Here is a 12655-nt window from a genome sequence, read left to right on the forward strand (position 1 = left end):
GCGTCCTGCCAAATTTGCGCGCGCCCCGGCCGCGGGGAGCCGGCCCGGGGACGCCCGCCGGCGGCTCACCTCACGTCGATGACGCCCTGGAACATCTTCATGCCGCAGGAGAAGCGGAGCTCGCCCGTCTTCTGCGGCGTGAGCCGCACCATCACCGTCTCGTTGAGCGGCAGCGGCACGTTCATGCCGAGATCCGGGATCACGATCTCGGTGGCGCAGGTCTCGTCGGTGACGCGGGTCATGACGAGCGTGAGCGGGCGGCCGGCCTTGGCCTCGATGCGCCAGGGCTCGTAGCCGTTCTTCGTCACGGTGACCTTCACCACCTGCTCCTTCGCGTCGTCGCCCTTGCAGGCGGGGGCGAGCGCGAGGACGGCGGCGAGGGCGGCGAGCGGCAGGATCGCGGTGCGGGACATGGCGGATGCTCCTCCGGGCGTCGCGCCGCGGCGGAGGCCGCGGGGCGGTGGCATCCTAGCGCGCCGCCGCCCCTCCCGCCGCGGAGCGCGCGGGGGACCCGGAACGTCGCGGGCGCGGAGGCGAGGTGCCCCCGCGCCCGTGGCGCCCGGCGCGGACGCCGCCGCTACGGCGCGACCGCGCCGCTCGGCGCGGAGGCCGGCGCGCTGGCCGCCGCGGTGGCGGACACCGCCGCCTGCGACACGTAGCCGGACTTGCCGTCGGCGGTGCGCACGCGCAGGAAGCCGCGGATGGGCTTGTCCGACGCGGTCACCGCGGTGCCGGCCGCCACGGTCCCGAGGACCTTGGCGAGCCCGTCCGGACCGGAGCGGAGCTCGGCGGCCTGGACGACGGTGGCGGGGTGCTCGGCGGCGGGGGCCGAGGAGAGCTTGAGCACGGGCTCGGGAGCGAAGGCGCTGCGGCAACCGGCCGCGGCGAGCAGCGCGGCACAGAGCGCCGCGCGGGCGAACGTCGAGTTCATTTCGGTGTTCCTCCGAAGAAGAGGCGCGCCGGCCGCGCGTGGCGGTCCGAGCCCTCGCCGAGAGAGAGTAAGCGCGGGCGCCTCCGTGACACGCGCATCGGCGCGCGGGCCCGGCGCACCGCCGCGCCTGGCCGTGGTACAGGCCTGTCCGTGCGCCTCGTCACGCTCGCCCCGGCCAAGGTGAACCTCGTGCTGCGCGTGGGCCCTGTCCGCGCGGACGGGTACCACGACCTCCGCACGCTGATGGTCCCGCTCGATCTCGGCGACCGCGTGGAGGTGCGCGTCTCCGCGCGCCGCGGCCCGGTGCGCTGCACGGTGCCGGGCCGGCCGGAGCTTCACGGTCCGGCGAACCTGGCGGCGCGCGCGGCGGAGGCGTTCCGCCGCCGCTTCGGCGTGGAGCGCGCGGTGTCGATCCGGATCGAGAAGCGGACGCCGGTGACCGCCGGGCTGGGCGGGGGCTCGTCCGACGCGGCGGCGGTGCTCCGCTGCCTCGCCCGCGCGTTCCGCGTGCGCGACGCCGCGGCGCTCGCCGCGATCGCGCTCGAGATCGGCTCGGACGTGCCGTTCTTCCTCGGGCCGGGGCCGGCCTGGGCGGCGGGGCGCGGCGAGCGGCTCTCCCCGGCCGACGTGCCGCCGCTCGACCTCGTGCTCGTGTACCCCGAGGACCCGTCGCTCGCGATCCGGGCCGGCGACGCCTACCGCTGGCTGGACGAGGCGCGCGCCGGAGGGTCGCAGGCCCCCCGCCGTCTGGGCCGTCCGGGGCGGTGGCGGCCGTCCCTGCTGGGGAACGACCTCCAGGCGCCCTGCGTGGCACGCAAGCCCGCGCTCCAGGCGCTGCTTGGGCTGCTTGTGGGGGCGGGGGCGGCGGCCGCTATAATGTCGGGGAGCGGGCCGACGGTCTTCGGAATCTTCCCGGGCCGAGGCGCGGCGCGCGGGGCGGCGTTAGCGATCCAGGGCAGGGCGAAGGGGGGCGCGGCGGGCGTGCAGGTCCTCCTCGCGCGGACGGTGCGACGGCATCCGAGGGTATCGCCATGGAGATCACCGAGGTCCGCGTCTTCCCGGTCAACGAGGAGAAGCTCAAGGCCTACGTGACGATCACGCTCGATCACTGCTTCGTGATCCGCGATCTGAAGGTGATCCACGGCAACACCGGCCTGTTCATCGCCATGCCGGCCAAGCGCCGCAAGGACGGCACGTTCAAGGACATCGCCCACCCGCTCAACTCGGACACGCGCGAGAAGATGGAGCGGACCATCCTCGCCGAGTACGACCGCGAGCTGAAGAAGGGCGCGGCGGCGCCGGCGCGGGCCACCGGCACGGATCCCCACGAGGACTGAGCCGCGCATGCGGTTCACGCAGCGCCCGGTCGACGGCGTGGGACCCATCCGGTATAAGGGCGCCCTTTCGACGACCCGACGTCCGGCGACGGCCTCCGGGCGTGCGCGTCGCCTTCCATCTTCGCGGGATTGAAGGGAGCCAGGGCGCCATGGCGAGCAACGGTCACTATCCGGACTACCGGGTCTTCTGCGGCAACGCGAACCGGCCGCTGGCGGAGGCCATCGCGAAGGAGCTCGGGCGCCCGCTGGCGCGCTCCACCGTCGGCCGCTTCTCCGACGGCGAGATCCAGGTCGAGATCGGCGAGAACGTCCGCGGCCTGGACACGTTCATCATCCAGTCCACCTCGCCGGACGCGAACACCAACCTGATGGAGCTGCTCATCATGATCGACGCGCTGAAGCGCGCGTCGGCCGGCTCCATCAACGCGGTGCTGCCCTACTACGGCTACGCGCGCCAGGACCGCAAGGTCGCGCCGCGCGTGCCCATCACCGCGAAGCTCATCGCCGACCTCATCGAGGCGGCCGGCGCGACGCGCGTGGTCTCGATGGACATGCACGCCGGGCAGATCCAGGGCTTCTTCAACGTGCCCTTCGACCACCTCTACGCCGCGCCGGTGCTGCTCGAGCACATGCGCAAGCGCTTCGACGGCCTGACGCAGGACCTCGTCATCGTCTCGCCGGACGCGGGCGGCGTCGAGCGGGCGCGCGCCTACTCGAAGCGGCTCGGCGCCGGCCTCGGCATCGTGGACAAGCGGCGCACCAAGCCGAACGTCGCCGAGATCATGAACGTCATCGGCGACGTGAACGGGAAGGTGGCGGTGCTGCTCGACGACATGATCGACACCGCCGGCACGCTCACCCAGGCCGCCAACGCGCTGGTGGACAAGGGCGCGACGCGGGTGTTCGCGTACGCGACGCACGCGGTGCTGTCCGGCCCGGCGGTGGAGCGGATCATGAAGAGCCCGATCGAGGAGGTGGTCGTGACCGACTCGATCCAGCTCGCGCCGCCCGCCGCCGCCTGCCCGAAGATCCGGACGCTGTCGGTGGCCGGGCTGCTCGCGGAAGCGATCCGCCGGATCCACTCGGCCGACTCGCTCAGCTCGCTGTTCGTCTGAACGAGGGCTGCGCCCTCGCCCCGCCGAGCGAAGCTCGTCGGGGCCCCACTCCTGCTTCGCGGGGCCCGTGACCGCTCGCGCCCGCCTACGCGGGCGCGCGATCGGTCCCCGCGGGGAGGGGTTGCACCCCTCCCCGGCCTGCGGCCGGGGCCCCTCCCTGCTGGCCTTCGCCCGCGGTCGCGATCCTGAACCCTTGACCGCGCGGGGGTTTTCGGCTAATTCCCCGCGTTCCCGACGGCCCCTCGACGAGCGAGTGGCCTCCGACAACCACCCAGGGCCCATGCGCTTTTCCGCGACGGCCCCCCGCGCGCTCCGGAGCGAGGCGCGAGCCCATTGGGAGGAAGAAATGGCAGAGAACGTCCTCAGCGCCCAGAAGCGCACCGAGCAGGGCAAAGGTCCCGCCCGCCGGCTTCGCCAGCAGGGCCTCATCCCCGCGGTCGTCTACGGCGGCAAGCGGGAGCCCACCCACGTCGCGCTCGACCCGGCCACGCTGCTGAAGGCCATCGAGACGCCCCACAAGTTCAACACGCTGCTCGAGCTCCAGGTCGAAGGCGCCTCGAAGCACGTGCTGTTCAAGGACTACACGGTCGACCCGGTCACCCGGAAGCTGCTGCACGCGGACTTCCTCGAGGTGAGCCTCGACCAGCCGGTGCGCGTCGAGGTGCCGGTCGCCACCGTGGGCCGCGCCGCCGGCGTCGCCGACGGCGGCATCCTCTCGGTCGCCGCCCACGAGGTGGTGGTCGAGGCGCTGCCGAACAAGATCCCGGTGCGCATCGAGGTGGACGTCACCGAGCTGAAGATCGGCCGGTCGCTCCACGTCTCGGAGCTGAAGGCGCCCGAGGGCTGCAAGTTCAAGTTCCAGACGGACTACGTGGTCGTCTTCGTCGCGGTGCCCGAGAAGGAGGAGGTCGCGGCGCCGGTCGCTGCGGCGGTCCCGGGCGCGGCTCCTGCGGAGGGCGCGGCTCCGGCCGCGGGCGCTGCGGCTCCGGCCGCCGGCGCGGCCCCGGCCGCGGGCGCTGCCCCTGCCAAGGGCGGCGAGGCCAAGGGCGGCGACAAGGCCAAGAAGTAAGGGCGTCGCTTGAAGCTCGTGGTCGGCCTCGGCAACCCCGGCGAGGAATACGCCCGCACCCGCCACAACGTCGGCTTCGTGGTGGCGGATCGGCTGGCGCAGCTCGCGGGGGTGAGCTTCACCGCGAAGAAGTTCGCGGCGGAGCTCGCCGAGGCCCGCCTCGGGCCGGAGCGGGTCTGGATCCTGAAGCCCCAGACCTACATGAACCACTCCGGCGAGGCGGTCGGCGCGGCCCTGCGGTTCTGGAAGCTGGGGCTCGACGACCTCGTGGTGGTACACGACGACCTGGAGCTGGAGCCGTTCCGCGTCCAGCTCAAGGTCGGCGGCGGCCACGGCGGGCACAACGGCGTGAAGAGCGTGAACGCCCACGTGGGCAGCCCCGAGTACGCGCGCGTGCGCGTGGGCGTGGGCCGCCCGCCGCCGCGGATGGACCCGGCCGACTACGTGCTGGGGAAGTTCGCGAAGGGCGAGGATGCCGAGCTCGACCTGTGCGTCGAGCAGGCGGTCGAGGCGACGCGGCTCGCGGTCGAGCTGGGCGCCGCCAAGGCGATGAACCAGGTGAACCGCCGCTCCCGCGCGGCGGAGTGAAGCGAGGCAGCACCGGATTCGCCGGCATGGGGCCGGCGGGCCGGATTGGCGGGAACGACTCCTCGCGGCGGGCGAACCGCCGCTACCGAACCCGAGGGGAGCGACATGGCAGAGACGAAGCAGCTCGTGCGCGAGTACGAGACCATCTACCTGCTCAAGGCCGAGACGCCGGACGAGCAGGTGGACGAGATCAAGGAGCGCCTGCGCGGGGTGGTGAGCCGCCAGGGCGGGAAGGTGATCCGGTTCACCAACCAGGGCAAGCGCAAGACCGCCTTCCCGGTCGCGAAGAACGCGAAGGCCCTGTACATGCACTGCCTGTACATCGGCAAGCCCGGGCTCGTGACCGAGCTCGAGCGCAACCTCAAGATGATCGACGTGGTCACGAAGTTCCAGTCGGTGAAGCTGGCCGACGGCGTGGACTTCGAGGCCCGCCAGGTCGAGGCCGACGTGAAGATCCAGGCCGTCGACGACGAGCAGAAGCCTCGCGAGGAGCGCGCCGAGGGCGTCGAGGAGCCGTTCGAGGCCGAGGCGCCGGAAGGGCAGGAGGAGTGAGCCATGGCGCGTCCTGACATGGGTGGTCCGAAGATGGGTGGCGGTTTCGGCGGTCCTCGCGGCGGCGGCTTCGGCGGTGGTGGCGGCGGCGGCGGCGGCTTCGGGGGTGGCGGGTTCGGCGGCGGCCGCGGCGGTGATCGCGGCGACCGTGGCGACCGCGACGACCGCGGCGGCGACGAGGGCGGCGGGCGGCGCGGCTTCGGCCGGCGCAAGGTCTGCCGGTTCTGCGCCGACAAGACGCTGAAGGTCGACTACAAGGACCAGGGCCAGATGAAGTACTTCCTCACCGAGCGCGGCAAGATCATCCCCCGCCGCATCAGCGGGAACTGCGCGAAGCACCAGCGCGAGGTGGCCACCGCCATCAAGCGCGGCCGGATGCTCGCGATCCTGCCCTACACCGTCGGGCAGATGTAAAGGAGCGCCGCCATGAAGCTCATCCTCCGTGAAGACGTCGAGAATCTCGGAAAGGGCGGCGACCTGGTGGACGTGAAGCCCGGCTACGGGCGGAACTACCTCCTGCCGCGCGGGCTCGCGGTCGCCGCGAACCCGAAGAACGTGAAGGAGCTCGAGCACCAGAAGGCGGTCGCCGCCGCCAAGGCCGCGAAGCTGAAGGCCTCGGCCCAGGCGGTCGCCAAGCGGCTCAGCGAGACCCCGGTCACGCTGAAGCGCAAGGTGGGCGAGCAGGACAAGCTCTACGGCTCGGTCACCGCGCTGGACGTGGCCGAGGCGCTCGCCGCCCGCGGCGTGCAGCTCGACCGCCGCTCCATCGTCCTCGACGAGCCCATCAAGACCGTGGGCGAGTTCGAGGTGCCGGTGAAGCTGCACTCCGAGGTGGCCGGCAAGGTCAAGGTCACCGTGGAGGCCGAGGCGGAGTAGCCGCCCGGCGCCATCCCGAAGCTCCGGAGGGCCGGCTCACGCCGGCCCTTCTCATTTCTCCGGCGGCGTCGGCGCGAGCGGGGCGAGCTCCACCTCGAGCGCGTAGGGCGCGTCCGGCCGCGCCGCCGGCGCGGCGCCCTCCGCGTGCCGCTCGCGGACCGACAGCCAGTAGGTGCCCGGCCCCACCTCGGCCGAGAGCGCCTCGGCGGCGCCCGGCCCGCCCTCGCCGGCGGCGGCCACGAGCGGCGCGCGCTCGCCCCCGGCCGGCGCCCGGTTGAGCGAGAGCGTCACCGCGAGCCCCGGGATCCCCTGCTCCGGCGCCGCCCCGGCCGCGTGCCAGCGCGCCCGCAGCACGCGCCGGCCCGCGCCCTCCGGCACCTCCAGCCGGTAGACGTCGAGGTCGCCCTCGTCCGGCCGGCGGGGCGCGCCGACGGCGCCGCGCACCTCCGCGGCGGGCACGCCGTCCGGCCGCGGGAGCAGCGGGAGCGGCGTCGCCTCCGCCGCGCCGTCGTTCGGCTCGCGCTCCACCCAGGCGGCCGCGGCCGGGCGGAGCGCCGCCGGCAGGCCGGCCGCGATCGCGGGCGCGCGGGCGGCGAGCGCCGCGTACAGGTCGTCCCAGCGCCACGCCGCCCCCGCGGCGAGCGCCGCCACCACCAGCGCGGCGCCGGCCGGGGTGACGAGCCGCTGCGGCCGCAGCACGCCCACCTGCCGCTCCAGCGCGCCCTGCTCCAGGCCGTCGCGGAAGTCCTCCCGGCTCGCCAGCTCCAGCTCCCCCGCGGCCCGCGGCAGCGCGGGGCGGTGGGCCGGCCGGGCCGGGTGCCCGGGCCCGGCGAGCGCGGCGCGCATCGCGTCCGCGCTCGGGAACCGCTCGGCGGGATCCTTGCGCAGCGCGCGGTGGACCACCTCGGCGAGGCGGGGCGAGACGCCCGGCGCGACCTGCCGGAGCGGCGGCGGCGCGTCGTGGAGGTGCGCGGTGATCACCGCCACCGGGCTCGCCGCGGTGAACGGCGGCCGCCCGGACACGAGCTCGTACAGCAGGCAGCCCATGGCGTAGAGGTCGGCGCGCGCGTCCACCGGGCCGCCGCGGGCCTGCTCCGGCGCGAGGCAGCTCGGCGTGCCCACCACCGCGCCCGCGCCGGTGGTGGCGCCCCCGGCCTCGTCGCGCAGCTTCGCGATCCCGAAGTCGAGCACCTTCGCGAAGTCCTCGCCCGGCCGCGCCTGCATGAGCATCACGTTGGCGGGCTTCATGTCGCGGTGGACCACGCCCGCCTCGTGCGCCTCGGCCAGCGACCCGAGCACCTGCTGGGCGATGCCGACCGCCCGCGCCTCGGAGAACGCGCCGCCCTCGCGCAGCGCCCGCGCCAGGTCCTGCCCGGGCACGTACTCCATGGCGAGGTAGAACCCGCGCTCGGGCAGCTCGCCGAAGTCGAAGACCGCGATGGTGTGCGGGTGCGAGAGGCGCGAGACGATCCGCGCCTCGGCGCGGAAGCGCTCGCCGGCGGACGGGTCGCGGGCGAAGTCGCCGCGCAGCACCTTCACCGCGAGCGCCTTGCCCATCTGCACGTGCTCGGCCCGGTAGACCGCGCCCATCCCGCCCTCGCCGAGCAGGGAGACGAGCCGGTAGCGGTCCGCGATCACCCGGCCGACCAGCGGGTCCGCCGGCGGCGCGCGGCGCGCGGTCGCCCGCAGGTCGAGACCGCACCGCGGGCAGAAGTTCAGCGGCCCGCCGGCCGGCTCCGCGAGGTGTCCGCAGCCGGGGCACGGGGCGCGGAGGTCGGGGATCGCCAGGGGGCCGGGCATGCGCTCGCCGCGAGAGTATCCCGGCGCCGCCGGACCCGGAAAGTCCCGGCGGCGCCGGGATCGCGCGCCGGTGCGACGTGGTAGAAAGTCCGCCCCATGCTCACCGCCGCGCTCGTCGCGCTCGCCCTCGCATCGGTCCCCCGCCCCTTCACCGTAGACGACCTGCTCGCCCTGGAGCGCGCGGGCGACGCGGCCATCTCGCCGGACGGCGCCAGCGTCGCGTACACGGTCGCCACCTCCGCGCCCGGGGGCGAGAAGCTGGTCTCGGCGCTGCACCTCGTGCCCGCCGCGGGCGGCCCGGCGCGCCGCCTCACCTTCGGCGAGGAGCGGGTGACCTCGCCGGCGTTCTCGCCCGACGGGCGCCGGCTCGCGTTCCTCTCCAACCGCAAGGGCGGCACGCAGGCGTGGGTGCTCGAGCTCCAGGGCGGCGAGGCCCGGCGGGTGACGGACCTGCCCGGCGGCGTCTCCGAGCTCCGCTTCACCCCGGACGGCGCCGCGCTGGTGGTCGCCGCCGACGTGGACCCGGCCTGCGGCGCCGACGCGGCCTGCAACCGGAAGGCGGACGCGGCCGCCGAGGTCCGCCCGCACCTCGCCGCCCGGCTCCTGTTCCGGCACTGGAACGAGTGGCGCGAGCGCGTGCGCACGCACCTCGTCCGCGTGCCGCTCGACGGCGGCCCGGCCCTCGACCTCACCCCCGGCGACCGCGACGCCCCGCCGGTGCAGCGCGGCTCGGGCGACGACCTGGCGTTCTCGCCCGACGGGACGACGCTCTACTACATCGCGGTGTCCGACCCGGTGGAGGCCACCTCCACGAACGGCGACGTGTACGCGGTCCCGCTCGCCGGCGGGACGCCCCGCCGCGTGACCACCGCGCCGGGCTGGGACGGCTCGCCCCGCCCGTCGCCGGACGGCAAGCGCCTCGCCTGGCTCGCGCAGCCGCGCGCCGGCTACGAGGCCGACCGCTACCACGTGATGGTGGCCGCGGCCGACGGCTCGGGCGCGCGCGACCTCACCGCCGGGTTCGACCGCTCGGCGGCGGATCTCGCGTGGGCCCGGGGCGGCAAGGCGCTCCGGTTCACCGCCGAGAGCGAGGGCGTCCACGCCCTGTACGAGGTGGACCTCGCCGGCAAGGTCACCGAGCTGTACCGGGGGCGGAACCTCGCCCACGTGTCCTGGTCGCGCGACGGCGCCCGGCTGGCGGCGCTGGTGGACGGGCTCGCCGCGCCGCCGGAGGTGGCGGTGCTCGAGCCGGGCGGGCGCGGCGCCCGGCCGCGGCTGCTGACGGCGCTCGGGGCGAAGGGGCTCGCCGGGGTCGCGCTCGGCGAGGTGCGCCCGCTCACCGCCACCGGCAAGGACGGCCAGGCGCTGCACGGGTGGATGGTGCTGCCGCCCGGCCACCGGGACGGCCAGCGGCATCCCGCGGTGGTGCTCATCCACGGCGGCCCGCAGGGCGCCTGGAACGACGCCTGGAGCTTCCGCTGGAACCCGATGCTCTACGCGGCCCGGGGCTGGACGGTGGTGCTGCCCAACCCGCGCGGCTCCACCGGCTTCGGCCAGGCCTACACCGACGCCGTCCGGGCGAACTGGGGCGGCACCCCCTACGACGACATCATGCGGCTCACCGACGCCGCGGTCGCCACCGGCGCCGCCGACGGGGGCCGGATGTGCGCCGCCGGCGCGAGCTACGGCGGGTACATGGTGAACTGGATCAACGGCCAGACCGACCGGTTCCGCTGCCTGGTGGCGCACGCGGGCAACTTCGACCTGCGCATGGCGTACTACGACACCGAGGAGCTCTGGTTCCCCGAATGGGAGCTGGGCCGTCCGTGGGAGACGCCGGAGGCGTTCGAGCGCTGGTCGCCGAGCGGGTTCGTGGCGCAGTGGCGGACGCCGACGCTGATCTCGCACGGCGAGAAGGACTTCCGCGTCACGGTGACGCAGGGGTTCGCGGCGTTCACCGCGCTCCAGCGGCGCGGGATCCCCTCCCGGCTGATGGTGTTCCCGGACGAGGGGCACTGGGTGCTGAAGCCGCGCAACGCGAAGGTGTTCCACGACGAGGTGCTCGGCTGGATCGGGCGCTGGCTGGATTCGCCTGCGCCGCAGGCGAGCGCGCCGCGGTGATGGCCGGGACCTTGTCGCCCTCGAACCCCCTGCTATAGTCCGGACCCGCCGTGCTCGACTGGCTTCACAACATGATGTCCCGCGATCTCGCGATCGACCTCGGGACCGCCAACACCCTCATCTACATCCGCGGCATGGGCATCGTCTCGAACGAGCCCAGCGTGGTGGCGGTCCAGCAGGAGTCGCGGAGCGGCCGCAAGGTGCTCGCGGTCGGCAAGGAGGCGAAGGAGATGCTCGGGCGCACGCCCGGGAACATCGTCGCCATCCGGCCGATGAAGGACGGCGTCATCGCCGACTTCGAGGTCACCGCGGCGATGCTGAAGTACTTCATCCAGGCGGCGCACAACCGGAAGAGCTTCGTGAAGCCCCGGATCATCATCGGGATCCCGTCGGGCATCACCGAGGTCGAGAAGCGCGCCGTCCGCGAGGCCGCCGAGTCCGCCGGCGCCCGCGAGGTCTACCTCATCGAGCAGCCCATGGCCGCCGCCATCGGCGCCGGGCTCCCCATCACCGAGCCCTCCGGCAACATGATCGTCGACATCGGCGGCGGCACCTCCGACGTCGCCGTCATCTCCCTCGGCGGCATCGTCTACTCGCGCTCCGTCCGCGTCGCCGGCGACAAGATGGACGAGGCGATCATCCAGCACGTCAAGCGCAAGTACAACCTCCTCATCGGCGAGCGCACCGCCGAGCTCATCAAGATGGGCATCGGCACCGCCTATCCCACCGAGGAGGAGCTGACCATGGACATCAAGGGCCGCGACCTCGTGGCCGGCGTCCCCCGCACCCTCACCGTCACCTCCTCCGAGATCCGCGAGGCCCTCGCCGAGCCCGTCAACGGCGTCGTCGAGGCGGTGAAGGTCACCCTCGAGCGCACGCCCCCCGAGCTCGCCGGCGACATCGCCGACCGCGGCATCGTCCTCGCCGGCGGCGGCGCCCTCCTCAAGAACCTCGACGTCCTCCTCCGCGAGGAGACCGGCCTCCCCGTCTTCCTCGCCGAGGACCCCCTCTCCGCCGTCGTCATCGGCGCGGGCAAGGCGCTCGAGGAGCTCGACATCCTCCGCCAGGTCACCGCCCAGGGCTGATCCCCCCGGCCGGGCGGGCGCCTTCACGTCCGGTGAGGCGTTTCCCGCGATCGGGGGTGGGCGAATCCGCGATCCGCGCGCAACTCGCAGAAAGGGTTTGGCCGCGGACCGTGTTGTAGTAGGCAACCACCGTGCTGAACTTCGTCCACAACATCCTGTCGCGCGATCTCGCGATCGATCTCGGGACCGCCAACACCCTCATCTACATCCGCGGCATGGGCATCGTGTCCAACGAGCCCAGCGTCGTGGCCGTCCAGGCCGACGGGCGCGGCAGCCGCCGCGTGCTCGCCGTCGGGAAGGAGGCGAAGGAGATGCTCGGGCGCACCCCGGGCAACATCGTCGCCATCCGGCCGATGAAGGACGGCGTCATCGCCGACTTCGAGGTCACCGCGGCGATGCTGAAGCACTTCATCCAGACCGCGCACAACCGGAAGAGCTTCGTGAAGCCCCGGATCATCATCGGGATCCCGTCGGGCATCACCGAGGTCGAGAAGCGCGCCGTCCGCGAGGCCGCCGAGTCCGCCGGCGCCCGCGAGGTCTACCTCATCGAGCAGCCCATGGCCGCCGCCATCGGCGCCGGGCTCCCCATCACCGAGCCCTCCGGCAACATGATCGTCGACATCGGCGGCGGCACCTCCGACGTCGCCGTCATCTCCCTCGGCGGCATCGTCTACTCGCGCTCCGTCCGCGTCGCCGGCGACAAGATGGACGAGGCGATCATCCAGCACGTCAAGCGCAAGTACAACCTCCTCATCGGCGAGCGCACCGCCGAGCTCATCAAGATGGGCATCGGCACCGCCTATCCCACCGAGGAGGAGCTGACCATGGACATCAAGGGCCGCGACCTCGTGGCCGGCGTCCCCCGCACCCTCACCGTCACCTCCTCCGAGATCCGCGAGGCCCTCGCCGAGCCCGTCAACGGCGTCGTCGAGGCGGTGAAGGTCACCCTCGAGCGCACGCCCCCCGAGCTCGCCGGCGACATCGCCGACCGCGGCATCGTCCTCGCCGGCGGCGGCGCCCTCCTCAAGAACCTCGACGTCCTCCTCCGCGAGGAGACCGGCCTCCCCGTCTTCCTCGCCGAGGACCCCCTCTCCGCCGTCGTCATCGGCGCGGGCAAGGCGCTCGAGGAGCTCGACATCCTCCGCCAGGTCACCGCCCAGAGCTGATCCCCCCGGCGGCCC

General features: G+C 74.0%; 14 protein-coding genes. 11 read left to right on the forward strand and 3 right to left on the reverse strand.

Annotation, left to right across the window (positions count from 1 at the left end; translation table 11 throughout):
• Nucleotides 1–65: 65 nt before the first annotated feature.
• Nucleotides 66–413: a cupredoxin domain-containing protein gene (locus ACOQFB_RS20760; RefSeq protein WP_059438488.1), complete on the reverse strand. Its 348-nt coding sequence runs from the start codon at nucleotides 411–413 to the stop codon at nucleotides 66–68.
• A 164-nt stretch (nucleotides 414–577) separates the two neighbouring features.
• Complete coding sequence (locus ACOQFB_RS20765; protein ID WP_421610116.1) at nucleotides 578–931, reverse strand: SH3 domain-containing protein; 354 nt, start codon at nucleotides 929–931, stop codon at nucleotides 578–580.
• 150 nt (nucleotides 932–1081) lie between these two features.
• Here ACOQFB_RS20765 and ispE point away from each other — a divergent pair, with 150 nt between their 5' ends.
• From ispE to rplI, 8 genes are all read left to right on the forward strand, one after another.
• The gene (gene ispE, locus ACOQFB_RS20770; RefSeq protein ID WP_059438486.1) at nucleotides 1082–2023 is read left to right on the forward strand and encodes a 4-(cytidine 5'-diphospho)-2-C-methyl-D-erythritol kinase; all 942 of its coding nucleotides are present in this window, start codon (nucleotides 1082–1084) and stop codon (nucleotides 2021–2023) included.
• On the forward strand, nucleotides 1963–2268 hold the full coding sequence (gene spoVG, locus ACOQFB_RS20775) for a septation regulator SpoVG (RefSeq protein WP_011419182.1): 306 nt from the start codon (nucleotides 1963–1965) through the stop codon (nucleotides 2266–2268). Before ispE ends, spoVG begins: the two co-directional genes overlap by 61 nt.
• Nucleotides 2269–2417: 149 nt before the next feature.
• Entirely contained in the window at nucleotides 2418–3383 is a 966-nt protein-coding gene (locus tag ACOQFB_RS20780; protein ID WP_421610115.1) for a ribose-phosphate pyrophosphokinase, read from the forward strand.
• Between the two features lie 346 nt (nucleotides 3384–3729).
• Complete coding sequence (locus ACOQFB_RS20785; RefSeq protein ID WP_059438484.1) at nucleotides 3730–4452, forward strand: 50S ribosomal protein L25/general stress protein Ctc; 723 nt, start codon at nucleotides 3730–3732, stop codon at nucleotides 4450–4452.
• A gap of 9 nt (nucleotides 4453–4461) precedes the next feature.
• Entirely contained in the window at nucleotides 4462–5040 is a 579-nt protein-coding gene (gene pth / locus ACOQFB_RS20790; protein WP_421610114.1) for an aminoacyl-tRNA hydrolase, read from the forward strand.
• 105 nt (nucleotides 5041–5145) lie between these two features.
• Nucleotides 5146–5592, forward strand: a complete 447-nt coding sequence (locus ACOQFB_RS20795) for a 30S ribosomal protein S6 (protein ID WP_059438483.1) — start codon at nucleotides 5146–5148, stop codon at nucleotides 5590–5592.
• A gap of 3 nt (nucleotides 5593–5595) precedes the next feature.
• Nucleotides 5596–6006 (forward strand): 30S ribosomal protein S18, encoded by a 411-nt coding sequence (rpsR, locus tag ACOQFB_RS20800; protein WP_059438482.1) that lies wholly within the window; start codon nucleotides 5596–5598, stop codon nucleotides 6004–6006.
• A gap of 12 nt (nucleotides 6007–6018) precedes the next feature.
• Nucleotides 6019–6468 (forward strand): 50S ribosomal protein L9, encoded by a 450-nt coding sequence (gene rplI / locus ACOQFB_RS20805; protein WP_059438481.1) that lies wholly within the window; start codon nucleotides 6019–6021, stop codon nucleotides 6466–6468.
• A 51-nt stretch (nucleotides 6469–6519) separates the two neighbouring features.
• Here rplI and ACOQFB_RS20810 read toward each other — a convergent pair whose 3' ends face one another.
• Nucleotides 6520–8268 (reverse strand): serine/threonine-protein kinase, encoded by a 1749-nt coding sequence (locus ACOQFB_RS20810; protein ID WP_421610113.1) that lies wholly within the window; start codon nucleotides 8266–8268, stop codon nucleotides 6520–6522.
• 96 nt (nucleotides 8269–8364) lie between these two features.
• Here ACOQFB_RS20810 and ACOQFB_RS20815 point away from each other — a divergent pair, with 96 nt between their 5' ends.
• The 3 genes from ACOQFB_RS20815 (at nucleotide 8365) to ACOQFB_RS20825 (ending at nucleotide 12640) form a co-directional block, all read left to right on the forward strand.
• Entirely contained in the window at nucleotides 8365–10389 is a 2025-nt protein-coding gene (locus ACOQFB_RS20815) for a dipeptidyl-peptidase 5 (RefSeq protein WP_421610112.1), read from the forward strand.
• 50 nt (nucleotides 10390–10439) lie between these two features.
• Nucleotides 10440–11474, forward strand: coding sequence for a rod shape-determining protein (locus tag ACOQFB_RS20820; RefSeq protein WP_011419173.1), 1035 nt, complete (start codon nucleotides 10440–10442; stop codon nucleotides 11472–11474).
• Between the two features lie 131 nt (nucleotides 11475–11605).
• Complete coding sequence (locus tag ACOQFB_RS20825) at nucleotides 11606–12640, forward strand: rod shape-determining protein MreB (RefSeq protein WP_494492354.1); 1035 nt, start codon at nucleotides 11606–11608, stop codon at nucleotides 12638–12640.
• Nucleotides 12641–12655 lie beyond the last annotated feature (15 nt).

Origin of the sequence: Anaeromyxobacter sp. Red801 (assembly GCF_049201065.2) — a bacterium.
Taxonomy (GTDB): domain Bacteria; phylum Myxococcota; class Myxococcia; order Myxococcales; family Anaeromyxobacteraceae; genus Anaeromyxobacter.

Bases quoted from the DNA above. Each gene is read 5' to 3' on its own strand.
- ACOQFB_RS20760 (WP_059438488.1), bottom strand. From the start codon at position 413: ATGTCCCGCACCGCGATCCTGCCGCTCGCCGCCCTCGCCGCCGTCCTC.
- ACOQFB_RS20765 (WP_421610116.1), bottom strand. From the start codon at position 931: ATGAACTCGACGTTCGCCCGCGCGGCGCTCTGTGCCGCGCTGCTCGCC.
- spoVG (WP_011419182.1), top strand. From the start codon at position 1,963: ATGGAGATCACCGAGGTCCGCGTCTTCCCGGTCAACGAGGAGAAGCTC.
- ACOQFB_RS20780 (WP_421610115.1), top strand. From the start codon at position 2,418: ATGGCGAGCAACGGTCACTATCCGGACTACCGGGTCTTCTGCGGCAAC.
- ACOQFB_RS20785 (WP_059438484.1), top strand. From the start codon at position 3,730: ATGGCAGAGAACGTCCTCAGCGCCCAGAAGCGCACCGAGCAGGGCAAA.
- ACOQFB_RS20795 (WP_059438483.1), top strand. From the start codon at position 5,146: ATGGCAGAGACGAAGCAGCTCGTGCGCGAGTACGAGACCATCTACCTG.
- rpsR (WP_059438482.1), top strand. From the start codon at position 5,596: ATGGCGCGTCCTGACATGGGTGGTCCGAAGATGGGTGGCGGTTTCGGC.
- rplI (WP_059438481.1), top strand. From the start codon at position 6,019: ATGAAGCTCATCCTCCGTGAAGACGTCGAGAATCTCGGAAAGGGCGGC.
- ACOQFB_RS20810 (WP_421610113.1), bottom strand. From the start codon at position 8,268: ATGCCCGGCCCCCTGGCGATCCCCGACCTCCGCGCCCCGTGCCCCGGC.
- ACOQFB_RS20815 (WP_421610112.1), top strand. From the start codon at position 8,365: ATGCTCACCGCCGCGCTCGTCGCGCTCGCCCTCGCATCGGTCCCCCGC.